Source organism: Bacillus sp. SIMBA_074, assembly GCF_046534555.1.
GTDB classification, from domain to species: domain Bacteria; phylum Bacillota; class Bacilli; order Bacillales; family Bacillaceae_G; genus Bacillus_A; species Bacillus_A mycoides.
This window is the reverse complement of the sequence record NZ_JAWRYM010000029.1, coordinates 17,920-42,318: the sequence shown is the minus strand read 5'-3', so window position 1 is coordinate 42,318 and position 24,399 is coordinate 17,920. Positions and strand designations below refer to the sequence as shown.

The following is a 24,399-nucleotide window of genomic DNA, read 5'->3' as shown; positions in this document are numbered from 1 at the left end:
CGAGCGTATGAAAACAGAATAAAGTAGGGGGACTAAAATGAAGCGCATTTCAATTTTAATAGCTGATGATGAAGCGGAAATTGCTGATTTAATTGAGATACATTTAGAAAAAGAGGGTTACCACGTCGTTAAAGCAGCTGATGGAGAAGAAGCCATGCATATTATTCAAACGCAGCCAATTGACTTAGTGGTTTTAGATATTATGATGCCGAAAATGGATGGGTATGAAGTGACGAGGCAGATTCGCGGCAAGCACCACATGCCAATCATTTTCTTAAGTGCGAAAACATCTGATTTTGATAAAGTGACAGGTCTTGTATTAGGTGCAGATGATTATATGACAAAGCCTTTCACACCGATTGAATTAGTCGCACGTGTAAATGCACAACTGCGTAGATTTCTTACGTTAAATCAGCCGAAAGTAGCGGAGAATAAATCTGCTTTAGAAATAGGCGGAGTCGCTATTGATCCTGAGCGAAGAACAGTAAATGTGTACGGAGAGCCGATTGAATTAACACCAAAAGAATTTGATATTTTATATGTATTAGCAAGTCATCCGAAGAAAGTGTACAGTGTGGAAAATATTTTTCAGCAAGTATGGGCTGAAGGGTATTACGAAAGTGGAAATACAGTTATGGTACATATCCGTACTTTGCGAAAAAAGCTTGGGGAAGATAAAAGAAAGGATAAGTTAATAAAAACAGTGTGGGGGGTAGGTTATACTTTCAATGGCTAAAACGATGAGAAGCTTTCGCTCGAAGATGATTATGCTATTTGCGTTAAGTATGATATTAGCTGGTGGCGTAACGTATTTAATTTATGAGGGGCTACGTCTCTATTATAAATTAGTAGTTCGTTATGAGGATCCTTTAGCCCAATTTCGTTCAATGGTAAGACAAATTGGGGACATTAATTTCTTTTTAATTGTATTTATTCCTCTGTCCATTATGTTTTTCTTCTTCCTTACTAGACCGTATTTAAAATATTTTGATGAGATTTCGAACGGGATTCATCATCTTGCGAACGGAGATTTTTCAAATCAAGTTCGTGTTTCATCAAATGATGAGTTTGGATATATCGCACGCGAAATTAATGTAGCAAGTGAAAAATTAAAAGAAGCGGTTGAACGAGGAGACTTTGCGGAAAGTAGTAAAGATCAGCTCATTGTCAACTTAGCTCATGATTTAAGAACGCCGCTAACATCTGTTTTAGGGTATTTAGATTTAATTCTTAAAGATGAGAATTTGACGAAGGAACAAATTAAACATTTTTCTACAATTGCTTTTACGAAATCCGAAAGGCTTGAAATCTTAATTGATGAATTATTTGAAATAACGAGAATGAATTATGGCATGTTGCAAATTGAAAAAAGACCAATTGATATAAGTGAATTACTTATACAGTTAGATGAAGAATTATATCCGTTATTAGAAAAAAAAGGTTTAGAAGCGAGATTGAATATGGATTCGCATTTACCTATTAACGGTGACGGGAAATTGTTAGCTCGAGTATTTGAAAATCTTTTAACGAATGCGATTCGCTATGGATACGATGGAAAGTTTGTTGATGTGAACGGATATATTGATCATGAAGAGGTAGTTGTACAAATTATTAATTACGGCGATAGCATTCCAGAAGAAGATTTACCATATTTATTTGATATGTTTTATACAGGTGATAAGGCGAGGTCAGAGCAACAGGGCGGAACAGGCCTTGGGCTATTTATCGCAAAAAATATTATCGAACAGCATGATGGGACAATCTCTGCTGAAAGTAACGTAATTAGAACGATATTTGAAGTGAGATTACCAAAAGAAGAGAGCAAAGCAATTTAATAAAAATTTAAACTTTACCCCACTTTTTATTTTAATAGTTTTTTCTATTCTATACGTAAGTTACGTTAAGGAGGAACTAGAAATGAAAAAGTGGGTATTTATTTCTCTTTTTATAGTATGTACAGCATGTGTAGGCTTTTATATATCACCAGTATTTCAAAAGGAGATCGATGTTAAAATTGCAGAAAAAGATTACAAAGTAAAAGCCGCGAACACTGAAAAGATAGAGGTCACAAAGGAACAAATTTATAAAGGGGATCTACTATTAGTTAATAAAGATTACCCGGTTAAAAAAGATAGTGTTAGGTCCGATATTATAAATGTAAATCACAATAGTGAATTAGTAAGAGGCTATGTAATATTTGATAGAAATCTTCGCTTATCAAAGGGTGTTGTAAAAAAGTTTTTGAACGTTGTCAATGCAGCTGGGAAAGATGGAGTACAGCATTTCTTAATGAGTAGCGGTTACCGAGATTTTCAAGAACAAAGTAAATTATATAAAGAAATGGGATCTGATTATGCACTTCCAGCAGGATATAGTGAACATAATTTAGGGTTATCACTCGACGTTGGGTCTACTCAAAAGAAAATGGAGAAAGCTCCTGAAGGAAAATGGATTGAAGAGAACGTATGGAAGCACGGATTTGTTTTACGTTATCCGAAAAATAAAAGTGATATTACGGGCATTCAATATGAGCCGTGGCACATACGTTATGTCGGCTTACCACATAGCGCAATTATGCAAAAAAAGAAGATTACGTTAGAGGAATATTTGGACTTCTTAAAAGAGGAAAAAGAAGTTTCAACTGAGGTTGAAGGTAAGAAATATACGGTTTCTTATTATAAAGTTTCAGATCGTATGAACGTGAATGTTCCGGTGAATAAGCAGTATGAAATTTCGGGGAACAATATGGACGGGGTTATTGTGACGGTTCAGGAATAGGTGTTTCTTCACCAATCGGGATTTTGCGGGATGAAATTTGATTCTCCCATAATAGCGCTCTATAGTGGGAGAATCAAAATAGAGGAACAGGTACAATTCTTAATAATAGAAACGATGTTCATATGAAGAAGATTGTAATTAAAACATTCTCAACGGCTTTCATTCAGAGTAAAAAAAGATTGGAGTTTCATCGACATTCTTAAGCCACATATACTCTTGACCATTTAAACTCCCCTTCACCCAGACATCACCTTTATATACATTTGTCTTCTTACGAAACCAAGTAAGATAAGATCCAACAACTTGAGGATCTTCATCAATTTCATTCTTTTTTGGGAAGGAGATTTGTTTCTGTTCTTCTGTTTTTATATTAATAATATAAAGCGTTGTGATCATCGGTGGAACAGGTCCTTCCTTCCATTCTTTGTTCTCTTTTGCACGAGCCACAATCACTTTGTCTGGTGAGAACCATTCCAAATCAAGGTCTACATAACCTACAGGTGTGTATTCCTTTTGTTGTTTAGATGTTATCATGTCTGCAACTGTGAATTTTTTATTTTCTACCAAAAACCTTCCTTCTCCTGAAATATAGGCCAGTTGATTAGCTGATGGAGCCCACTTCATCCAGTCTTTGAACCCTAGTAGTTTACCTATCGCTTGAAAGTGTTCCCCTTTTGATGAGATAACACATAACGTATTGCTATCCATTGACAGGGAAGCAGTAGGAGTGGCTAAAAAACTAACCCATTTTCCATCAGAACTCCACTTAAAATAGTTAGTACCAATCGCAAATAAATCAGTTTCATTTGTTCGAATCGTATAAAAAGGCTTTATTGTATCTTTAGCAAGATTTGCATCTACTGGAATTTTATAAAGTGGGATTGGGCCCCATCCAATAGGACGCAAGCAGGAGTGTGAGGAAACGATAAATTCCTTTCCGTTCGGGAACCATTCGAAATCACTAACCCCAAGTGATACATTTTCAAAACCTTGCGGGCGACCATTTTTTATTTTTGTAACGTTTAATAAACCTTGATCAGTGTATGCCAATTGATTTTTGTTTGGTGACCACTTAAAGTCAGATGTTACGACTCTTACATAAGGCTGATAGTTTATTTTCTCCTTAGTATCATAAATGAATAGGTTAGATTTTTTACCCGTTTCATCACTATCAATATAGCCAATAAACCTACCATCATAAGACCATTTTGGAGAATACACATATCGATTCTTTGTGATTTGTATTTCTTGATTACCCTTTTTTATCCATAGCTGATGGTCGCGGAGAAATGCAGCTGTGAGTGGTGGGGTCTCTGCGCTAACCATCGTTGATAGATAAAAGCTGATTAAGATTGTACATAATAAAATCCGAAATTCCAAGAACATCCCTCCTACTTATAGGCTGTCCTAATATTTAATGGAAACTCGCATCCAAATGTGCATTTTCATTCATAATCTTCTTTGGCTATTTTGCTCTGTCACCTAAAAAATATCTGATTTTTTTATTAAGTATTTTCCATAAAATGACGCTTTAGCAGAACGACTTTATTTCAAATTTACATTAGAGGAGGAAATAATGTGGGATTAAACATTATAACGTTATATTTACTTTTCTTTTTTTTCGTGATACTCTAAATATGTGAAAGAGATATAAAATGAAACTTTAATGTAAGCGTATTCTTATGGCTTCTTATAGAAAAGGGTGGAAATACAATGACAGAACGATTCGTGCTACGTAATGTGAAGCGTGTGAACGGGGAAGAGATTGACATTGTAGTTGAAAATAATAAAATCGCACAGGTGATGAAAGCTGGTGCTGGCGAGGGTGGAAAGGTTCTTGATTACTCAGGTACTTACGTATCGAGTGGCTGGATTGATTTGCACGTTCATGCTTTTCCAGAGTTTGATCCGTATGGCGATGAGGTAGATGAAATTGGCGTTAAGCAAGGGGTAACGACAATTGTTGATGCGGGAAGCTGCGGAGCTGATCGCATTGCAGATTTAGTACAAAGTAGAGAGCAGGCAAAAACGAATTTATTTGCCTTTTTAAATATTTCTCGCATCGGTTTGAAACGAATTGATGAATTATCCAATATGGAATGGATAGATAAAGAGAAAGTAATAGAAGCAGTAGAAAAGTATAAAGATGTAATCGTTGGGTTAAAGGCGAGAATGAGTAAAAGTGTCGTTTGTGATAGCGGAATTGAACCGCTGCACGTAGCGCGCTCTTTATCTCGTGAAACATCATTACCGATTATGGTACATATCGGTTCAGCGCCTCCTCGCATTGAGGAAGTTGTACCTCTTTTAGAAAAAGATGATGTCATTACACATTACTTAAACGGGAAAGAAAATAATTTATTTGATGAAGAAGGCAAACCGCTACCTGTGTTACTAGATGCAGTGAAGCGCGGTGTTCATTTAGATGTTGGTCACGGTAATGCTAGTTTTTCTTTTAAAGTAGCAGAAGCGGCGAAGCGTCACGGTATTGCCTTTAATACAATTAGTACAGATATTTACCGGAAGAATCGTGTATATGGTCCAGTGTATAGTATGGCTCACGTTCTTTCGAAATTCCTTTACTTAGGTTACACACTTGAAGAAGTGATTGATGCGGTTACGAAAAATGCGGCAGAGTGGCTGAAAAAACCAGAGATTGGTCGTATTCAAGTAGGAGATATTGCAAACTTAACTTTATTTACGGTGAAAGATGAACCGATTACGTTAATTGATTCAGAAGGGGATCAGCGCATTGCTGAAAGAAGAATTGATACGAAAGGGGTTGTAATCAATGGGTCATTCATTGAATGCTAAGTACGGATTAAAAAGAGTGATTAATGCGAGCGGTAGAATGAGTATTTTAGGTGTATCCGCTCCTACAGATACAGTTATGGATGCGATGAAACATGGTGGACAAAATTATGTGGAAATTGCCGATTTAGTAGATAAAGCGGGAGATCATATTGCGAGAATTTTAGATTCAGAGGCAGCGGTCGTTGTGAACTCAGCATCGAGTGGAATTGCGCTTTCTATCGCTGGTATCGTTACAGAAGGAAATCGCCGTAAAAGTGAAAGACTTCATCAAGAAGTAATCCTGAAAAACGAAGTGATTATGTTAAAAGGTCATAACGTTCAATACGGTGCTCCTGTTGAAACGATGATTTATTTAGGCGGAGGTAAGCTCGTTGAAGTAGGTTACGCAAATGAAGGGAAAGCGGAGCATATTGAAGATGCAATTGGCGAAAATACAGCAGCTATTCTTTATGTGAAATCGCATCATGCAGTGCAAAAAAATATGATTTCTGTTGAAGAAGCGTGGGAAGTAGCACAGCGAAATAATGTACCACTTATCGTTGATGCGGCAGCTGAAGAAGACATTCAAAAATACGTGAAGTATTCAGACCTAGCCATTTATAGCGGTTCAAAGGCGATTGAAGGACCTACTTCTGGTATTGTCGGCGGTAAACGAAAATATATTGAATGGCTAAAAGTGCAATTACATTGCAGCGGTAGAAGTATGAAAGTTGGGAAAGAAACAACTTTCGGTTTACTTCAAGCGCTTGATGAGTACGGAGTAAAAGAAGATAAGAGTGAACAAGAAAAAGAGTTGTTACAAGTACTTATGCCGCTGAAAGAGTTAAACGGTGTAAATGTAACAATCGTTCAAGATGAAGCTGGAAGAGCAATTTTTAGAGCGCGTATTCATATTAACGAGAACGAATTAAATAAAACTGCAAAAGATGTTGTGACCGCGTTACGCGAAGGGGAAATCGCAATTTACACACGTGATTACGGAGTAAGACAAGGGTTCTTTGATATTGATCCACGTCCACTTCAAGGCGATGACATACATGTGATTGAAGAAAAAATGAGAGAAATTGTAGGGGGAAACTAAGATGACAAACATTCAAAAACGTTTTTATAAAGGCCGCGTAGCATTAAATGTATTAGCGAACAATACCCGAAATGCGAAAGATATTTTTGAAGCCGCAGAAGGTTATGTAGTAGTCGGTGTGTTATCAAAAGACTATCCGACAGTAGAAGAAGCAGTAACTGCGATGAAAGCATACGGAAAAGAAATTGATGACGCTGTATCAATCGGACTAGGAGCAGGAGATAATCGTCAAGCGGCAGTTGTGGCTGAAATTGCGAAACATTATCCAGGTAGTCATATTAACCAAGTGTTCCCTTCAGTTGGAGCAACGCGCGCAAATCTTGGCGGAAAAGATAGCTGGATTAATAGTTTAGTATCACCTACAGGAAAAGTAGGGTACGTAAATATTTCTACTGGTCCAATTAGTGCAGCTGGAGAAGAGAAAGCAATCGTTCCAATTAAAACAGCGATCGCACTTGTACGTGATATGGGCGGGAATTCATTGAAATACTTCCCAATGAAAGGCTTGGCTCATGAAGAAGAATATCGCGCTGTTGCGAAAGCATGTGCGGAAGAAGGATTTGCATTAGAGCCAACAGGCGGAATTGATAAAGAAAACTTTGAAACAATTGTACGTATTGCGTTAGAGGCAAATGTAGAGCAAGTTATCCCGCACGTGTACTCTTCTATTATTGATAAAGAGACTGGCAATACGAAGGTAGAAGATGTACGCGAACTATTAGCGGTTGTGAAGAAGTTAGTTGATCAATATGCGTAAGAAAATTGCAGCGTTCGGTGAAGTAATGATGCGCCTGCAAGTGCCAGGATATGAATTGCTATCGCAAGCAAACTCCTTAAATTACTCATTTTCTGGTACAGGTGTGAACGTTGCAGCAGCACTTTCTCATCTAGGGCATGAAGGTTTTCTTATTTCAACTTTACCGGAAAACTCTGTTGGGGATGCTGCGGTATCACATATTCAAAAGTTAGGCATTCAGGCACCGTTTGTTTCAAGAGGCGGTAAATATGTTGGTATGTACTTTTTAGAAAATGGATTTGGAGCACGCGCAAGCCGCGTTACATATTCGAACCGATTAGAAAGTAGTTTCAATACGGCATGTGAAGAGATGTACCAATTTGAAGAAATCGCAAAAGAAATTGATATCGTTCATTTTTGCGGGATTACCCTTGCGATGAATGATACTGTGCGCCATCATATGAAATCTTTGGCGAAGGCAGTTAAAGAAAATGGAGGCACTGTCGTTTTCGATTGCAACTATCGTCCATCGCTTTGGGGAGAAGATGGGTATGAACAGGCGAAACCTCATTATGAAGAAATGCTAGGCCTTGCCGATATTGTAATGATGAATGAAAAAGATGCGATGTTTGTTCTCGGAATGAAAACGGAAGAGACGGAGCGAGAAGCACAGCTTGTTGATCTTATTCCAAAAGTCGCTGAAATATATAATATCGCTACAATTGCTGGGACACATCGTTCTATTAATAGCGATAATACACACTCACTTCGCGGATTCATATGTAAAGATGGGACGTTCACTTTTGCCAAAACACTTACGTTTTCTGTATATGATAGAATAGGTGCTGGAGATGCTTATACGAGCGGAATTATTCATGGCGAGATAGAAGAGTTTGCACCAGAGAAAGCTGTTTCATTTGCGTCAGCAGCTGGAATGCTTGCACATACAATCGTCGGTGATACGCCAATGTCATCAGAGAAAGATATACTTCGGGCAATGACGGCATCAGTAGGTGATGTAGAAAGGTAGTGGGTGTAACGGTGAACGTAACGAGAAAAAGAGGTCCATTATATTTACAAATTAAAAATATTATTCGTGATCGAATATTACATGGTGTTTATGCCATTCATACAAATATTCCTTCTGAACCACAATTAGAAGAAGAGTTCAAAGTGAGTAAAATTACAGTGCGAAACGCAATTAAAGAACTCGTTCAAGAAGGATATTTAGAAAAGAAAAGTGGTAAAGGAACGAAAGTCATTCGAAATACTTCTGCGACAAAGCTTTCAAAGGGAAAGAAATTTACAGAAGTGTTAGTGGAAGAAGGCTATAAAGTACAAAAGAAATTGCTAAAGGCAGAAGTGGTTCATAATGAAGAAGGAACAGTACCATTTCGTTTGTTTGGTAAAGAGAGTTTTCGTATTGAGCGTCTATATGCTTTAAATGATACTCCGTACATTCATTATACGCACTATTTCTCAGCACAAATGGCAAGTACAGACTTAGCGGACTTTGACTTACAATCGCTTTATGATCTAGTCGAGGACCGTGGTATACATTTAGAAAACTTCAGAGATGAATTCGCTGTTGGATTTGCGCCTAATTTCGTTGCAGAAGCGTTAGGAGAAAAAGAGGGAACAGCGTTATTAAAACGTATGCGCTATTCTTACGATGAAGTTGGAGAAGTAATTGAATATAGTGAAGGCTACTACAATACGGAAATGCAGCATTACGTTGTAAATTATGATGTGTAAAAAATGAAGAGGGACTAATTCCCTCTTTTTCTGTAAAAAATTTTCATATCGAAGGGGAATGGGATATGGATATATACTTATTAATCGTCACGTTAATTGCGATCGCAATTGTTATTTTAGGGGTATCGTGGTGGAAGTGGCATGCATTTATTAGTTTAACAGTTGCTAGTCTATTTTTAGCTATTATGTCTGGGTTGAACTTGACCAAAATTGTTACTGCCTATGAAACTGGTGTTGGTAGTGTACTAGGGCATTTAGTTGGTATTTTGGCTCTCGGAACAATTTTAGGGAAAATGATGTCCGATTCAGGGGCTGGCATGCAAGTAGCAGATTTCTTCATTCGATTCTTCGGGGTGAAAAAATTACCTTGGGCAATGTTATTCGCCGGATTTGTTATAGGTATTCCAGTGTTTTTTGAAGTGGGAATCGTCATTTTATTACCACTTGTTATTTCAATTCGAAAAACAACGAAACAAAATATATTGTTAATTGCGTTACCTGTTATTGCTGGATTATCGATTGTACATGGGCTAGTGCCGCCGCATCCAGGTGCGATGACAGCAATCGGTATTTATAATGCGAATTTAGGAAAGGTACTATTGTATTCATTAATTATCGCGTTACCAACAGCAATTATCGCAGGACCGGTATTTGCAAAGTGGGTACATAAGAGGGTTATACCTGAAAATGAACCGGAGCTTGTTCGAGTTACGACAGTATCAACTGATTTACCGAGTCGTAAAGTTTCATTTTTTATTATTTTACTGCCAGTAGTTTTAATGATTTTATCAGTAGTCGCACCATATATTTCATTACCGGAAAAAATAACTGAATTTTTAGTATTTGTGGGAAGTCCGGTAATCGCTTTACTTATTTCATGTTTCGCAGCGTTTTATTTGCTTGGTATAAAACAAGGAATTAATAAAAAGATGATTAAAAAATTAACAGATGAAAGTTTACTACCTGTCGGTTCCATTATTTTAATAATTGGTGCAGGCGGTGGATTTAAACAAATATTAATTGAAAGCGGCGTTGGAACAGCCATCGCTCAAATGGCAGAACACATTTCATTATCACCAATCGTCTTAGCGTTCATGGTAGCGGGATTAATCCGAATTGCAACAGGTTCAGCTACTGTAGCATTAACGACAGCAGCTGGAATTGTTTCACCGGTTATTCAGCACATGTCTGGTGTAAATTTAGAATTACTCGTTATTGCAACCGGTGCAGGTTCATTAATGTTTTCTCACGTAAATGATGCAGGATTCTGGCTTGTAAAAGAGTATTTAGGTTTGACAGTAAAAGAAACGTTTAAAACGTGGACGGTGCTGGAGACATTGTTATCATTTATTGCATTCGGCTTTGCGCTTTTACTTAATATGTTTGTTTAGAAGAAGGGGGTGCCTATTTAAAGGTATCCTCTTTTTGTGTTGGGGCTCTTTTCATGAAACAAGCCCGTTTTTAGGAGTGCCAAGCTTCCTATTTGCCCTGAAAACATAATATAAATGGAATCCCCTCATTTAGAGCAAGACGATCTTGTTATGAATGATACTAAAGGAGGAATAGAGTAATGAGCGAAAAGTGTGAACACAGACATGATGATTGCGACCGCAGACGTGGGTGCGGAGGCGGTTTTGCGCTTCTAATCGTATTGTTTATTTTATTAATCATTATCGGTGCTAGCTGCTTCGGCGGAGGCGGCGGTTATGGCGGTTATGGTGGTTACGGCGGCGGCTATGGTGGATATTGCTGCTAATTATTTAAAAACTATTGAAAATAGCCTTGTGCAATATGCACAAGGCTATTTTATTCATATTTTTATATGCTGTGATAATTTATTAATGTACAGAGAGCGGATTAAGAAAAAGAAAATAATCTCGATAATCCCGAAAAAGGTGAGTACAATCAGTAACTCTTTTAGTAACGAGAAAGAAAACATGCTTTGTAAAAACTTAACCGCAAATAACGTGTGAACACCAGCAACGATGTAAGGAACGAAAAATAAAATTCCTAATTGAATCGTTGCGGAGCGAAACATTTCTGATTCAGTTAAGCCCAGTTTTGTAATCGTAATGTACTTTTGTTTTTCATTCGTTAAGTCGTTATACATACGGAAGTATAAAACGCTAGCCGCACCGATAAAGAAGATAAAGCCAAGAAATGCCCAAATAAAGAATTGAGCAACTGCATTTCCTTTATTATGGAGTAACTCATCAGTAGCTGTATAAATATTAAAAGGGACGGGAGATGCATGCTTATCGTCTTTATGTGCCTCATAATATTTTTCGGTGTCATTACTAATACTTTTTAATATATTTTTCGTTGGAATAATTGCATTTTCCCAATTATCCACGAAGTAATTATAAACTGTAATGGTTTCAATATGAGGAATCATAGTATCGATTGCATAATCTTGCATAATAACTAAATTTGCTAATGCAAATGGTGGTGCTATTCCTTTGTTAATAAATCCCTTTATATAAAACTCCTTTTTATTGGATTCAAGCGTAATTGTATTTTGTTTTACAAATGGATTTGATACAAGGTTTAATAGCTCTGGTGAATAGCCAGAAATAATGTAAACTTCTTTTGAATCAAGGGTGATTGTAGGTCTCTTTAACTGCTTAGCAATTTCGTTATAATCACTCATTTTCATAATTACAATCTCTTCTTTTGAAGCATTATCTTTTAAAAGCGTAAATTTATATTTTTTATATTGAAAATGAGCATTGGAAAGTTCGGATTCAATAGTATTAACGTGCTTTCGTTCAAGGGAATGATCCCCTTCTAATTTGTATGTGAAGGGAATAGGATATCGCTCTAGTATCGACGCTTTTGTATTATTATTCGCAGCAAATAGTCCGATAATAATCGTAAATGCAAGCGCAGATAGCATAGAAACGATAAAGAGTACATTAATATTACTACGGGTACGAGCAACTAAGTCTGAAATCCATAACATGTTTATTTGTTTCAAATAAAACTTTCTACGCTTCTTTAAAATATAGATAAAAAGAAGAAATGTTTGTGAAAAGAAAAAATATGTTCCGATTACTACGAGTGGCAAAATAGATAATATAATAAAGAAGACAGATCCGTTTTGCACATTTTTTTCGGTTACGTAGCCTTGTGGATAACCAGCAATATAATAACATAACCCTAAACAAGTTAAAGCAAATATCGAAATGAGTATAGACGGCCTTTTTTCGGCTGTCACTTTCTTGTTCCCTTTAATAAGATGGACTGTTTTACGAGTCCGAATAAACATAGGTGTAAATGTAGAAACGATTAAAAATAAAATGATAAACGTTACGGTTGTCACGATAATCGCTTCTGTTGGCCAATATAAATAGAGACCTTTCGCACTTGTTAATTTTGAAGTGACTAATAAGAAAAAATTAGAGAACACTAGGCCACCTTGTATACCGATAAAGATGGACAATATCCCGATTATCATGTTTTCAGTAAATAACAGTCTTTTTAATTGTTTCTGTGAGATACCGAGAATCGTGAGTATCCCGAATTGCTGCTTCCGTACATTTAAAAATGTTCCAATTGAATATAAGAGAAAGAAGAACGAGAACATAACAATCACAAGCTGTGCTGTACTCGCTAAGTTCATTAGAGGATCTCGATCTTGAAAGCTTTGTACATTTTGTAAGCGTGGATGATACGCGTATACAGTAAATGAAAAGAAAACCATAATAGAAAAAGCACTACTTACAAAATAAGCAAAATATGCTTTAGAATTACGCGAGACATTTTTAAATGCAAATTGCCAAAACGTCATCCACGCCTTCCTCCTAATAATGCTAAAACATCTAATATTTCTTGATAAAATTTCTCGCGATATAGTCCGCGGTGTAATTCATTGTAAAGCCCACCATCTTTAATGAAAATAACGCGGTTACAATAACTTGCTGCAAACGGATCATGAGTAACCATTAAAATTGTGGCATCCTCTTCTTTATTTAATTTCGTAAATAGCTCCATTACATCAATTGCTGCTTTCGAATCTAAGTTTCCTGTCGGTTCATCCGCAAGTAGAAGTGACGGATGATGAATAACAGCGCGTGCTACCGCGGTACGCTGTGCTTGTCCTCCAGAAACTTCAAAAATACGCTTGTCCAAAATATGATCAATTCCAAGTTTCTTTGAAATGTTATCGAGTTTTTCGTCCATCTCTTTTAAAGGAACATTATCTAAAGTTAAAGGCAGTACGATATTTTCACCGATTGTTAGTGTATCTAATAGGTTAAAGTTTTGGAAAACAAACCCTAACTCTTGGCGGCGGAAAATAGCTAGTTTCTCTCTACGAAATGTGTGCGGTTTTTTTCCATTAATCACGACATCACCAGAAGTAGGGGAGTCAATTGTAGAGATAACGTTTAAAAATGTAGATTTACCGCTACCAGATGGTCCCATGATAGCAACAAATTCTCCTTTATCTACATGTAAATTTATATTTTTTAAAGCAGTATGAGGGACCTTTCCTTCATACACTTTTGAGACGTTTTTTATGTGTAATACTTCTTCCATAATAATCACCTTTCTATTTTTAAAACTTAATATGTTGTGATAATTTTTGCATATAAAAGGAACGAATTAAAAGGAAAAAGATAATTTCAACCGTTCCAAAGATTACAAGTACAACTGTAATCTCAGCGAATAATGATAGATGTAATATCTCTTGTAACATCTTTGTCGCAAACATCGTATGGATCGATGCCATAATGTAAGGAACAAAGAAAAGAATCGCAAGTTGAATTGTAGCGGATTGCTTCATTTCGACTTCTGTTAAACCAATTTTTGTAATCGTTATATACTTTTCTTGCTCATTTGTTAAATCTGTATACATACGGAAGTAAAGAACACTGCCAGCTCCGATAAAGAAAATAACACCTAGGAAAGTACCAATTAAGAAAAACGAAGCAACATTTAATTTTGTTTTGTATAGAGAGTCGCTTGCTTCACTTGCATGAAACGGTGGATGTTCTGCCTGAATAGCTGCATTGTCATTATCAATTTTTGTTATAAATGCTGAACCGATATTATGTGCCTTTTCCCAATCTGGAACTTTGAAGCTATATACACTCATCTGTTTTGAAGCGGTTGATAAGGCTTCTACATTTTCATCAGATAGTACGAGTAATTGGTATATTAAGCTGTTTGGGAAGGGGTTATAACTTTTATATTCTTTCACTTGTAGTTGTAAATTGTTTTGAGTAAGTGGAAGAATATTTTTCTTTTCTTTAGTATGAATTGTTCCAATAACTTGATCGTCTAAGTCTTTCATAAGAATATAAGATTCATTCTTATTCACCGTGAGAGTTTCCCAGCTTAATGCTTTAGCAAGTACATTATAGTCACTTTGTTTAATGGCATAATAGAGCTGTGTGTTATCCTCAGCTGAAGATACTTCATATATGTCTGTTTTAAATTTTGTATAAGTAAAGTGCTCTTCATTAAATTTTTGTTCTAACCAATTTAAATGTTCATCGGCAAGCGTATTTTCAGTATGTGATAAATAAGTAAACGGGAAAGGATTTTGCCTTATTTCATCAAACTTTGTGAATTTCCCAAACCCATATAAGAATGTAATCATTGTGAAAGCGAGTGTCGATAACATCGTCACGATAAAGAGCATGTTAATATTTGTCCGAATCCGAGTTGCTAAATCAGAAACCCAAAGCATATTAATACGTTTCATATAAAATTTTCTTCTCGTCTTTAATATGCGAATGAGTAAGAAGCTAATTTGTGAGAAGAAAAAATATGTCCCAGCTGCAGCAAGTGATGGGATGACAAATATACAGGAGGCAGCGTACAAAAGCCCAGCGATATCTCCTAGTGACATAAAATATAGTGGGTTTGCTGCTAAAACATATCCAGATATTAAACATATCGCACCAAAGAGAGAGATGAGTACAGATGCTTTTCTTTCTTTTTGTTTTGTTCCTTCTTTTAAAAGACGTACAGCTTTTCTCGTACGGATTAGCATCGGTGTAAAAGATGATACGAGAATGAAGAGTCCAAGAAAGATAATTATAGTTAAAACGATAGCAGCTGTAGGCCACCAATATAAATATAAACCAGGCACATGCGTAATTTTGGCGGTAACTAATAAAAAGAACTGTGAAAAGACAAGGCCAAATTGAATGCCGAAAAATATGGATAGGCCACCAATTAGCATGTTTTCTAGAAATACGAGCCTCTTTAATTGCTTTGGAGATATGCCAAGTACTGTTAAAATCCCGAACTGTTTTTTTCGTACTTTTAAGAAAGTACCGATTGAATATAGTAAAAAGAAAAATGAAAAGAATACAATGACAACTTCTGAGATTGTCATTAATATGTTCAGAGCAGCATTCACGCCTGTCATATGCAATTTAGGATGAAATAAATAAACTGCAAACGAGAAGAAAATTGCAATGGAAAACGCACTGCTTATAAAATAGGCGAAATAAGCTCTAGCGTTCCGCGTCACGTTTTTAAATGCAAACTGCCAAAATGTCATTCACCTAAACCTCCTAATAGAGCGAAGATGAAAAGAGTATGAGAGATACTCTTTTCATAAAGTTTGTTTTAAATATTTTGCCCATTCGTATACTGTGATAATTTTTGCATATAAAGCGAACGAATGAATAAGAAAAATAGGATTTCAACGACTCCAAAAATAATAAGAACAGCTGAAATTTCTTTGAACAAAGATAAACCAATTACATCTTGAAGCATTTTTGTTGCGAACATTGTATGAATGGACGCCATAACGTACGGAACGAAAAATAAAATGCTAAGTTGAATGGTTGCAGATTTTTTCATCTCTGCATCTGTTACACCAATTTTTGAAATTGCTACATATTTTTCTTGTTCGTTCGTTAAATCTGTATACATTCTGAAGTAAAGAACGCTACCTGCTCCAATAAAGAAAATGACACCTAAGAATGTCCCGATTAGGAAGTATGCGGCACTTCCTGATGTTATTCTATATAGTGACCCTGCCGATTCAAAGGAGCGAATAAGAGGTCCTTTGTACTGGGATTTATCTCGATCTTTTTGCACCTTTTCTATAAAATCATCTGCAATTTTATACGTTTTTTCCCAGTTTTGTACTTTATAATTGTACGCTGATACATGTTTAGTTGTATTGGGGAAATTTTCTACAACAGCATCAGGTAAAACTAACGTTTGATATGAAAAGGTAGATGGAATTGCATTCACATATTCATAGCCTTTTACTCGTAATTTCGTATTTGTGCTAGAGAGTGTAATGTAGTCTCTGTTGTAGCTTTGCTCAAACTCATTAAATATGGTGATATAAGATGTCCCTGTTAAAACATAAGCTTCATTATCATCCATGAATAGTTGTTTTAATTGTAAAGAATCCGCAAGTTTGTTATAGTCACTTTGCTTAATTGCATATACGTCATTATAAATGGCTATATCTTGATCTTCTTTTAATGGTGCTTCATATAAATCAGCGTTTATTTTCTCATAAGAGAAATTTTCCCTTTGTAATTGCTGCTCAAGCCAATTCAAGTGTTCTGCAACAAAAGGATTCGCATCATAAGAAAAATAAGAAATTGGAAAAGGTGAAGTTTTAGTAACCTCTAGTTTAATAAATTTCCCGAATCCATATAAAAACGTAATCATTGTAAAAGCGACGGTAGATAGCATGGCCACAATAAAAAGCATATTAATATTTGTTCGAATACGGTTTGCTAAATCAGATATCCAAAGCATATTTATCCGTTTCATATAAAATTTTCTTCTTTTTTTCAAAATATAAATAAGTGAAAAACTAATTTGCGAAAAGAAAAAATACGTTCCCATCGTAACAAACGTTGGGATTACGAAGATACTTGAAACCATGTATATAACACCTATTTGCGGGCTTACTGAGACAAAATATTTAGGATTTCCAGCTAAAGCATAGCCGCCTAATAAACAGATAGCACCAAATAAAGAAATAAATATGGATGGTTTTCTTTCTTTTTGTTTTCCACCATTTGTTTTTAAAAGGTGTACCGCTTTTTTTGTACGAATAAGCATTGGTGTGAATGCAGATACAATGATAAAAAGACTAAGAAAAACGATGGTCGTTAAAATGATTGCGTTAGTAGGCCCGTATAAATATATACCTGGTACGTGCGTAATTTTCGCTGTCACTAATAAGAAAAATTGCGAAAAAACAAACCCAAACTGTATGCCGAAAAAGATAGATAAAATACCAATTAACATATTTTCCGTAAAAACGAGACGATGTAATTGCTTTTTCGATATACCTAAAATGGTTAAAATCCCAAATTGTTTTTTACGAACTTTTAAAAATGATCCAATCGAATATAGTAAAAAGAAGAAAGAGAAGAAAACAATTACTACTTCTGAAAATATCATTAACCCTGAAATTTCAGAGATCATATTGAAGTTTTGTAATTTCGGATGAAATAAATAAACAGCAAAAGAAAAGAAAACAGCAATAGAGAAGGCACTGCTTATAAAGTAGGCAAAATAAGCTCTTGAGTTGCGCGTTACATTTTTAAATGCAAATTGCCAAAATGTCATAATATATGCCTCCCGTTAGCAGGCCGATATGTAGTTTTATTGCAAAAAATGTATGAGAGTATATTCTCATACATTTTGCTAGCATATGTTACGATCATGCTTTGGTCACCTTCTCCGTGCTTTCTGCTTGATTGTTTGCAGCGTTGTGGAAGATGATTTTAATCGTCGTTCCTTTCCCAACTTCAGAGTCTAGTTTCACAGTATGACCTAAATAATCACAAATTTTACTTACGATATAAAGTCCCATACCAGTAGATTCTCCAAATGCACGACCATTTTTCCCAGTGTAAAATGGTTCAAATACTCTTCGAACATCTTCTTGTGGAATACCGACGCCTTCATCACGAACTTCTAAAATAATATCTTTTCCATTTCGATAAGCTGATAAGAAAACTTTCGTTCCGCGTTCACCAGAATACCGAACAGCATTTGTCATTAACTGATAAATGATGAACTTTAGCCATTTCGCATCAGAAGCAACTTTTAAATCTGAATGAACTTCTAAAACAGGGAAGACCCCGTTTCGAATGAATAATTCTTTCAATCCGTTAATATTTTTTGTTACAGCATCTTTTAATGAAATCGTCTCAACATGGAAATCTTCATGGAAATTATTCAACCTTGCCATGTATAAAGCCATATCGAGTCCTTGATTTAGTCGCTCTAACTCTTTTTTGAATTTCGGGATTAAATGTTCATCTTCCATTTCTAGCACCATAAGTTGCATGATAGAAACGGGTGTTTTCATTTGATGTACCCAATGGTTAATAAATAATTGGTGTTCTTGCTGTTTTACTTCAAATGTTTGTAGGTCTTTTTGGAATAGACGATATTGCGTACGAACGAGCTCGTTTACACCGTGAGGCATAGGAGCGGTCGCTCTTTCAATAAACGCGTCTTCCATTTTCTCTGGTGGTTCACTTAATCTGTGATACATTCTACGGTTACGAACGTAACGATAAGCGAGGAAGCAGATGAATAAGTACAAACTTAAAACGATGAAGTAAAACTTATTATTTTGAAATCCATCTACTGCATCATAGAGAACGAAAATGATTCCGAAGTTTAATACATATAGTAGAAAAAATGCAAAATGATCACGTAAAAATAGCTTCATGCTTATTCACTCCAAGTTGCGTTAAAACGATACCCAAGTCCACGAACTGTTTCAATAGCATTTTCAATACCAAGCTCATTGAACTTTTTACGAAGACGCGTAATGTTTACGTTTAATGTATTTTCCTCAACGAAGCTTTCGTCGTCCCAAAGAGCTGCTAGTAAATCTTCACGACTTGCTGTACGTGGGAATTTAGATAATAGCATTTCTGCTAAAATTGCCTCTTTCTTCGTTAAAAGAACTTGCTCAGCTCCAAAATGAATTTCTGGACGCTCAGGGAATAGTTTTAGTCCTTCAACTTCAACGATACGCTCAGAAATATTTGGTGCATAATCACCGTAAATACGACGTAATTGACCTTTAATTTTTGCCATTACAACGTCGTAGTGGAACGGTTTCGTAATATAATCATCCGCACCGCTTTCAATCGCCATAATTTGCTCCATTTCACCTGCACGCGCTGAAATGAAAATAATTGGACAAGTAGATTCATGACGGATTTGACGGCACCAGTAGAAGCCATCGAATTTTGGTAAGTTTACATCAAGTAAAACAAGATGTGGTTTCACGGCGTTAAACGATTCCATAATATCATCGAAGTTCTCCGCAACAACAGCATCATAGCCATATTTTTGAATGTGAGATTGTAATAATGATGAAATATTTGGATCGTCTTCAACGATTAAAATTTTATACATATGTATATTCCTCCTAAAAAAACAATTGTAGCTATAGTGTATCATGTGTTTCAAGTCTTTTCATTATGTTGAAATGAGAGCTATATAAATATAAAAGTTTAAAAGACGACATAGAACTTGTCTTTTTAGGGGAGAGAGAGGATCCAGCCATGCATAGAAGCGGTCAGAGCCTTTTTTGCCCCGTACGAAGTAAAAACAAAGAAATCAAATGAATAGGCTTTCCTTTTTTGTTATACATAGCATAGTTGTGGCGTATTTATATGATGAAAGATTAAACAGGATTTATATAGTAAACAGTATGGGTCAAAAGTGGAAAAAGTAAAAAGGTCCTTATATATAATTGACAATTGACTGAAATCATTTTAACATTTAGATAAATATCTAAATGTCTAATTATCGAAAGGAAGAAAGACATTGAATCAAGCATTTAAAGCATTAGCAGACCCAACAAGGCGAAAAATTTTAGATTTATTAAAAGAAGGTGATTTAACAGCTGGCGAAATTGCTGAACAGTTCAATATGACAAAGCCAAGTATTTCTCATCACCTAAATGCGCTTAAAAATGCTGAACTTATCCAAGATGAAAAAAGAGGACAATTCGTTATGTACTCTTTAAACACAACTGTATTTCAAGATTTATTGACTTGGGTGTTTACGTTTACGAATAAGGGGGAAGAGGGGAAATGAAAAAACATCTTTTTGCAATTCTATTAATTGTTATAACTTGTTTGGCATGGGCATTTGCTTGGCCACATTTACCGGATACAATTGCTACACATTGGAGTGGCGGTAAGGTAGATGGTTATTCTTCTAAACTTTCCGGAATGATTTCTATGGTTGGAATTATGATTGCGTTATATGTATTTCTAAATGTGATACCAAAGATTGATCCAAGGAAAGCAAATTACGAGAAATTTTCTAAAGCTTTTATGATGATGAATAACGGGATACTATTGCTACTATTTGTAGGAAATATAGATATTATTACAAGTGGACTAGGATATAATTTATTCATTAATCGAGTTCCAGAATTATTAGTGGGTGTTTTATTTTTAGTGATGGGTAATTATTTACCGCAGTGTAAGCCTAACTTTTTCGTTGGGATGCGTAATCCTTGGACGTTAAGTAATGAAGAAGTATGGCGGAAAACACATCGATTTAGTGGAAAAGTATTTGTAGCTTTAGGACTCATTATGATTATAAGTGTTTTCGCTCCAGCTGATTGGAGATCTTATATGATGCTAGGGATCATAGTAGTTGCTGTCCTCATAACAAATTTATATTCTTACGTTTTATATAAAAAAGAAATGCAATTGTGAGCAATAAGGGATTGAACTGTACTAGTCAAATTTTATATTTATAGTTTCTATGTGTTAAGAAATTTTAATACTCAGTGGGATAACGAAAAAGCTCGCTGAGTAAATTTTTTGCTTTCGGGTCTGAAAATTCAGTTAAAAAGATAGTTTGGGGGAAATCACATGTTAGAAATTATAAATTTTAGCAAGACATACAAAGGTGGCAAAAAAGCAGTAGATCAGTTAAATATTACTGTTCAAGCAGGAGATATCTTTGGATTTATTGGGCATAACGGTGCGGGGAAAAGTACAACAATTAAGTCGTTAGTTGGAGTTATAGATTTTGAAGAGGGTGAAATTTTTGTTGATGGATATTCAGTAAAAAAGGATCCGATTGCATGTAAGAGAGTAATGGCGTATATTCCCGATAATCCAGATTTATATGAGCAATTAACAGGAATTCAATATTTAAACTTTGTTGCGGATGTGTTTAAAGTGTCTGCAAAAGATCGGGAAAAGGAGATACAAAAGTATGGAGATGCTTTTGAGATTACACCGTACCTAGGTGATTTAATATCTTCTTATTCACATGGTATGAAACAAAAAGTGGCGATTATATCAGCGGTTTTGCATAAACCGAAATTATTAGTTTTAGATGAACCCTTCGTCGGTCTTGATCCAAAGGCTGCTGTAGTGTTGAAAGGTATTATGAAGGAGCTTTGTGAAAAGGGAAGCGCGATTTTCTTTTCTACGCATGTTTTAGATGTGGCGGAGAAGTTATGTAATAAAATAGCGATGATTAATAGAGGGAAATTAGCACTTTCAGGGGAAGTGAATTCTTTAATAAAGGAAGGATCATTGGAAGAGCTCTTTATGAAGGAGCTTGCTAATGAATATTAGTAGTCTAGGTCTTTTAAAAATCCGCTTGATAACGCAGCTTGGTTTAAATACTTTTAAATACGAAAAAGATAAAAAGAAGAAGCAGAATAAGATTTTACTGTCAGCATCTATTGCCTTAGTTGGTGTCATGTTAATGCTATATTGTGGGGCCTCGGCATATGGGTTGGTGAACCTAGGAATAAGTGAAATTATCCCAGTTTATGCACTAGTTATTAGCAGTGTATTGACGTTGTTTTTCACTATATTTAAGGCAAATGGAGAGATTTTTGCTTTTAAGGATTACGATCTTTTAATGTCATTACCGATTCGTGTAAGTACGGTTATTACAAGTAGGTTTTTGTATTTATATTTGCTGAATACGGTCTTTTCAATCATAATCATGCTACCAATGGGAGTTGTTTATGGCATACATGAGAGGCCATCAGTTTCTTTTTACTTTATGTGGTTCATCAGTATGTTTATAGCATCTTTAATTCCAACAACAATAGCAGCGATTTTTGGAGCTGCTATTACGGCAATCGCTTCTAAATTTAAAAATACGAATAAAATAACTACGACTTTAAGTTTTATAGTAATTATTACATTCGGTTTCTTTATGCTAAAAAGCGGAAATGCTCAATATAGTCTTAATGATATGAACGGACTAGGTGCAATTATTTCAGAGCAACTAACTAAAGTGTATCCATTAGCTAACATGTTTCAAAAAGCAATTGTTCATGCTGATATTGTAGCTTTCATCCTGTTTGTTGGGATATCGGTTATTTGGTATTATCTTTTTGTAAAAATCCTTTCGTTAAAATATAAGCAAATAAATACAGAGATTACCACTTATCATATGCTTTCAAATTATGAGATTCATAGCATGAGAAAAGAAAGTGTATTGGCCGCATTGTATAAAAAAGAACTGAAGCGTTTCTTTTCTTCTACAGTGTATGTGGTAAATAGCGGAATGGGAGTTGTGATGGCGCTAGCTTTCGCACTAGCTATAGTTGTAGTAGGGCCAAGTCAATTAATAGCGTATCCTGGAATTGAGCCTCTGTTGCAAAAGATTGCTCCATTTGCTATTTCAGCAGCGATTTCGATGACGTGTACAACATGTGTGTCATTGTCTTTAGAAGGAAAAAATGTATGGATTATTAAGTCGTTGCCTATAGCGCCAAAGATGATTTATGACAGTAAAATTCTTATGAATCTTTCATTAAGTATACCTGCAGCACTTATTAGTGCTGTATTACTGATAATAGGGTTAAAACTAGATGTTTGGAGTTCTCTTTTCATCGTAATAACACCGATAACATATTCATTATTTTCGGCAGTATGGGGGATTTTTATTAATAATCGATTTGGTTATTATGATTGGGTATCAGAAACTCAAGTAGTAAAACAAAGTATAGGATCGTTTGTCGGTATGTTCGGTGGCTTAATTATGGCTGTTATACCTGCCTTGTTAATCGGTACTGCTACTATCTCGAACTACAGAGTATTTACTTTTGGAGTTGTTATAGTGCTTACGATTATTACTATTTTCTTGTATAAGAACGAGTCGAGAAGAAGTATAAAATAAAAAGCTGCTTTTCCTTTAAAGAGGAAGAGCAGCTTCTTTATTTTGAAACAGTTTAGACCTTTATATTACTTTTTCAAAACAGGTACCCATATCTCGCTTCTGAAATTCGGCGAGGATATCTCTTTACTTTCATTCCACAATATTTCCGGTCCTTCTGCTAGTTCATAGTTCGAAGAAGGGAACCATTCGGAATAAATACGTCCCCACACATTTTGTAATGCATCAGGAAATGGACCGACAGCTTCAAATATAGCCCATGTTGAAGCAGCGACTTCAAGTTGCACAAATTGCTCTGGGCAATCTTTCGTTGTGGCTACTCCAATATAGTGATCGAGTTCGCCTTTTTCTTCCATTCTTCCTTCAGAAAAGTTAGTAGAGGCACTAATGATTCCATTTGGGTTCACATTTGAAAGCATCTTTAATGTTTGAATGGACTGTGGGGTTAAACTTTTCCACATAGAAGCAATTTCTTTGTTTACACCGTTAAAAACAATCGGTACTCGTTTTTGTATGCCAATGATTTGAAATGGCTCTTTTTCTTCAATTCGATAGTTCATTTCATTTCCTCCTTGAATGGATAGTTGGAAGGTCATTGGTGAATAAGCCTTCAAAGAACGAATTGTACTTCGAGCTTCTGAAGGCGTTATTCCGTGCAAATTTTGAAATGCACGTGTAAATGAATCTGGTGAGTTGTATCCATATTTTATAGCGACATCAATGACTTTTGCATTGCTATCTTTTAGTTCAAAGGCAGCAAGGGTAAGACGTCTACAGCGAATATATTCTGATAGTGATATGCCAGCTAGAAAAGAAAACATTCTTTTGAAATGATATTCGGAGCAGAAAGCTATTTTTGCGACTTCTTTAAAATCAATTTCGTGTGTAAGGTTGTCTTCAATATATCGCATTGCCGCATTCATATTTTTAAGTGAATCCATACTATGACCTCCTTTGTATATAGAATAGCAAGAATGAAATAGCTCCATCCGACATTTCATGCACAACTTTGTGGGGGCATTTTTAACCTTACAAAATTGTAATGTTCCTGTAAGGAGAATGAATGGATGGTATGATATCCCAATGTTATAGTAACAAA

General features: G+C 35.5%; 22 protein-coding genes. 14 read left to right on the top strand and 8 right to left on the bottom strand.

Annotated features, from left to right (window positions below; genetic code table 11):
• Window positions 1–37 precede the first annotated feature (37 nt).
• From SB773_RS23630 to SB773_RS23620, 3 genes are all read left to right on the top strand, one after another.
• Window positions 38–736, top strand: a complete 699-nt coding sequence (locus SB773_RS23630) for a response regulator transcription factor (protein WP_002015820.1) — start codon at window positions 38–40, stop codon at window positions 734–736.
• Window positions 729–1,835 (top strand): HAMP domain-containing sensor histidine kinase, encoded by a 1,107-nt coding sequence (locus SB773_RS23625; RefSeq protein ID WP_410592520.1) that lies wholly within the window; start codon window positions 729–731, stop codon window positions 1,833–1,835. Before SB773_RS23630 ends, SB773_RS23625 begins: the two co-directional genes overlap by 8 nt.
• 82 nt (window positions 1,836–1,917) lie before the next feature.
• Window positions 1,918–2,778, top strand: a complete 861-nt coding sequence (locus SB773_RS23620) for a M15 family metallopeptidase (RefSeq protein ID WP_410592518.1) — start codon at window positions 1,918–1,920, stop codon at window positions 2,776–2,778.
• 159 nt (window positions 2,779–2,937) lie between these two features.
• Here SB773_RS23620 and SB773_RS23615 read toward each other — a convergent pair whose 3' ends face one another.
• On the bottom strand, window positions 2,938–4,158 hold the full coding sequence (locus SB773_RS23615) for a translocation protein TolB (protein ID WP_410592516.1): 1,221 nt from the start codon (window positions 4,156–4,158) through the stop codon (window positions 2,938–2,940).
• Window positions 4,159–4,491: 333 nt separating this feature from the next.
• Here SB773_RS23615 and SB773_RS23610 point away from each other — a divergent pair, with 333 nt between their 5' ends.
• The 7 genes from SB773_RS23610 to SB773_RS23580 all read left to right on the top strand — a co-directional run bounded on the left by SB773_RS23610 (window position 4,492) and on the right by SB773_RS23580 (window position 10,920).
• A complete protein-coding gene (locus SB773_RS23610; RefSeq protein ID WP_410592514.1) occupies window positions 4,492–5,592 on the top strand; it encodes an amidohydrolase/deacetylase family metallohydrolase in 1,101 nt (366 codons plus the stop codon).
• On the top strand, window positions 5,570–6,673 hold the full coding sequence (locus SB773_RS23605; protein ID WP_087962806.1) for a DgaE family pyridoxal phosphate-dependent ammonia lyase: 1,104 nt from the start codon (window positions 5,570–5,572) through the stop codon (window positions 6,671–6,673). Before SB773_RS23610 ends, SB773_RS23605 begins: the two co-directional genes overlap by 23 nt.
• A 1-nt stretch (window position 6,674) precedes the next feature.
• Window positions 6,675–7,430, top strand: a complete 756-nt coding sequence (dagF, locus tag SB773_RS23600; RefSeq protein WP_000181938.1) for a 2-dehydro-3-deoxy-phosphogluconate aldolase — start codon at window positions 6,675–6,677, stop codon at window positions 7,428–7,430.
• A complete protein-coding gene (locus tag SB773_RS23595; protein WP_002191029.1) occupies window positions 7,423–8,439 on the top strand; it encodes a sugar kinase in 1,017 nt (338 codons plus the stop codon). Before dagF ends, SB773_RS23595 begins: the two co-directional genes overlap by 8 nt.
• Window positions 8,439–9,164 (top strand): GntR family transcriptional regulator, encoded by a 726-nt coding sequence (locus SB773_RS23590; protein ID WP_002015828.1) that lies wholly within the window; start codon window positions 8,439–8,441, stop codon window positions 9,162–9,164. Before SB773_RS23595 ends, SB773_RS23590 begins: the two co-directional genes overlap by 1 nt.
• A gap of 65 nt (window positions 9,165–9,229) precedes the next feature.
• Window positions 9,230–10,555, top strand: a complete 1,326-nt coding sequence (gene gntP / locus SB773_RS23585; RefSeq protein ID WP_197219513.1) for a gluconate permease GntP — start codon at window positions 9,230–9,232, stop codon at window positions 10,553–10,555.
• Window positions 10,556–10,734: 179 nt separating this feature from the next.
• Complete coding sequence (locus tag SB773_RS23580; RefSeq protein WP_410592510.1) at window positions 10,735–10,920, top strand: YjcZ family sporulation protein; 186 nt, start codon at window positions 10,735–10,737, stop codon at window positions 10,918–10,920.
• A 54-nt stretch (window positions 10,921–10,974) separates the two neighbouring features.
• Here the strand turns inward: SB773_RS23580 and SB773_RS23575 are convergent, their stop codons facing one another.
• From SB773_RS23575 to SB773_RS23550, 6 genes are all read right to left on the bottom strand, one after another.
• On the bottom strand, window positions 10,975–12,954 hold the full coding sequence (locus SB773_RS23575) for an FtsX-like permease family protein (protein WP_410592508.1): 1,980 nt from the start codon (window positions 12,952–12,954) through the stop codon (window positions 10,975–10,977).
• Entirely contained in the window at window positions 12,951–13,703 is a 753-nt protein-coding gene (locus SB773_RS23570) for an ABC transporter ATP-binding protein (RefSeq protein ID WP_000393251.1), read from the bottom strand. The genes SB773_RS23575 and SB773_RS23570 overlap by 4 nt, the downstream gene beginning before the upstream one ends.
• A gap of 19 nt (window positions 13,704–13,722) precedes the next feature.
• Window positions 13,723–15,681: an FtsX-like permease family protein gene (locus SB773_RS23565; RefSeq protein ID WP_410592505.1), complete on the bottom strand. Its 1,959-nt coding sequence runs from the start codon at window positions 15,679–15,681 to the stop codon at window positions 13,723–13,725.
• Window positions 15,682–15,749: 68 nt separating this feature from the next.
• Window positions 15,750–17,729 (bottom strand): FtsX-like permease family protein, encoded by a 1,980-nt coding sequence (locus SB773_RS23560; protein WP_002184767.1) that lies wholly within the window; start codon window positions 17,727–17,729, stop codon window positions 15,750–15,752.
• A gap of 94 nt (window positions 17,730–17,823) precedes the next feature.
• Entirely contained in the window at window positions 17,824–18,846 is a 1,023-nt protein-coding gene (locus SB773_RS23555) for a sensor histidine kinase (protein ID WP_410592502.1), read from the bottom strand.
• 2 nt (window positions 18,847–18,848) lie between these two features.
• Complete coding sequence (locus tag SB773_RS23550) at window positions 18,849–19,544, bottom strand: response regulator transcription factor (RefSeq protein WP_000276730.1); 696 nt, start codon at window positions 19,542–19,544, stop codon at window positions 18,849–18,851.
• A gap of 414 nt (window positions 19,545–19,958) precedes the next feature.
• Between SB773_RS23550 and SB773_RS23545 the strand changes: the two genes are divergently transcribed.
• From SB773_RS23545 to SB773_RS23530, 4 genes are all read left to right on the top strand, one after another.
• Complete coding sequence (locus SB773_RS23545; RefSeq protein WP_002089211.1) at window positions 19,959–20,231, top strand: autorepressor SdpR family transcription factor; 273 nt, start codon at window positions 19,959–19,961, stop codon at window positions 20,229–20,231.
• Window positions 20,228–20,863 (top strand): SdpI family protein, encoded by a 636-nt coding sequence (locus tag SB773_RS23540; RefSeq protein ID WP_410592499.1) that lies wholly within the window; start codon window positions 20,228–20,230, stop codon window positions 20,861–20,863. Before SB773_RS23545 ends, SB773_RS23540 begins: the two co-directional genes overlap by 4 nt.
• A 159-nt stretch (window positions 20,864–21,022) precedes the next feature.
• Window positions 21,023–21,739: an ABC transporter ATP-binding protein gene (locus tag SB773_RS23535; RefSeq protein WP_002089208.1), complete on the top strand. Its 717-nt coding sequence runs from the start codon at window positions 21,023–21,025 to the stop codon at window positions 21,737–21,739.
• Window positions 21,729–23,303 (top strand): putative ABC transporter permease subunit, encoded by a 1,575-nt coding sequence (locus SB773_RS23530; RefSeq protein ID WP_410592496.1) that lies wholly within the window; start codon window positions 21,729–21,731, stop codon window positions 23,301–23,303. Before SB773_RS23535 ends, SB773_RS23530 begins: the two co-directional genes overlap by 11 nt.
• 65 nt (window positions 23,304–23,368) lie before the next feature.
• On the opposite strand, the gene SB773_RS23525 is transcribed toward SB773_RS23530, so the two are convergent.
• Complete coding sequence (locus tag SB773_RS23525; RefSeq protein ID WP_131246927.1) at window positions 23,369–24,241, bottom strand: AraC family transcriptional regulator; 873 nt, start codon at window positions 24,239–24,241, stop codon at window positions 23,369–23,371.
• Window positions 24,242–24,399: the final 158 nt, after the last annotated feature.

What these genes read in the sequence shown, in the direction of transcription:
- SB773_RS23630 (WP_002015820.1), top strand. Translation starts at nt 38, where the DNA reads ATGAAGCGCATTTCAATTTTAATAGCTGATGATGAAGCGGAAATTGCT.
- SB773_RS23625 (WP_410592520.1), top strand. Translation starts at nt 729, where the DNA reads ATGGCTAAAACGATGAGAAGCTTTCGCTCGAAGATGATTATGCTATTT.
- SB773_RS23620 (WP_410592518.1), top strand. Translation starts at nt 1,918, where the DNA reads ATGAAAAAGTGGGTATTTATTTCTCTTTTTATAGTATGTACAGCATGT.
- SB773_RS23610 (WP_410592514.1), top strand. Translation starts at nt 4,492, where the DNA reads ATGACAGAACGATTCGTGCTACGTAATGTGAAGCGTGTGAACGGGGAA.
- SB773_RS23605 (WP_087962806.1), top strand. Translation starts at nt 5,570, where the DNA reads ATGGGTCATTCATTGAATGCTAAGTACGGATTAAAAAGAGTGATTAAT.
- dagF (WP_000181938.1), top strand. Translation starts at nt 6,675, where the DNA reads ATGACAAACATTCAAAAACGTTTTTATAAAGGCCGCGTAGCATTAAAT.
- SB773_RS23595 (WP_002191029.1), top strand. Translation starts at nt 7,423, where the DNA reads ATGCGTAAGAAAATTGCAGCGTTCGGTGAAGTAATGATGCGCCTGCAA.
- gntP (WP_197219513.1), top strand. Translation starts at nt 9,230, where the DNA reads ATGGATATATACTTATTAATCGTCACGTTAATTGCGATCGCAATTGTT.
- SB773_RS23580 (WP_410592510.1), top strand. Translation starts at nt 10,735, where the DNA reads ATGAGCGAAAAGTGTGAACACAGACATGATGATTGCGACCGCAGACGT.
- SB773_RS23575 (WP_410592508.1), bottom strand. Translation starts at nt 12,954, where the DNA reads ATGACGTTTTGGCAATTTGCATTTAAAAATGTCTCGCGTAATTCTAAA.
- SB773_RS23570 (WP_000393251.1), bottom strand. Translation starts at nt 13,703, where the DNA reads ATGGAAGAAGTATTACACATAAAAAACGTCTCAAAAGTGTATGAAGGA.
- SB773_RS23565 (WP_410592505.1), bottom strand. Translation starts at nt 15,681, where the DNA reads ATGACATTTTGGCAGTTTGCATTTAAAAACGTGACGCGGAACGCTAGA.
- SB773_RS23560 (WP_002184767.1), bottom strand. Translation starts at nt 17,729, where the DNA reads ATGACATTTTGGCAATTTGCATTTAAAAATGTAACGCGCAACTCAAGA.
- SB773_RS23555 (WP_410592502.1), bottom strand. Translation starts at nt 18,846, where the DNA reads ATGAAGCTATTTTTACGTGATCATTTTGCATTTTTTCTACTATATGTA.
- SB773_RS23550 (WP_000276730.1), bottom strand. Translation starts at nt 19,544, where the DNA reads ATGTATAAAATTTTAATCGTTGAAGACGATCCAAATATTTCATCATTA.
- SB773_RS23540 (WP_410592499.1), top strand. Translation starts at nt 20,228, where the DNA reads ATGAAAAAACATCTTTTTGCAATTCTATTAATTGTTATAACTTGTTTG.
- SB773_RS23535 (WP_002089208.1), top strand. Translation starts at nt 21,023, where the DNA reads ATGTTAGAAATTATAAATTTTAGCAAGACATACAAAGGTGGCAAAAAA.
- SB773_RS23530 (WP_410592496.1), top strand. Translation starts at nt 21,729, where the DNA reads ATGAATATTAGTAGTCTAGGTCTTTTAAAAATCCGCTTGATAACGCAG.
- SB773_RS23525 (WP_131246927.1), bottom strand. Translation starts at nt 24,241, where the DNA reads ATGGATTCACTTAAAAATATGAATGCGGCAATGCGATATATTGAAGAC.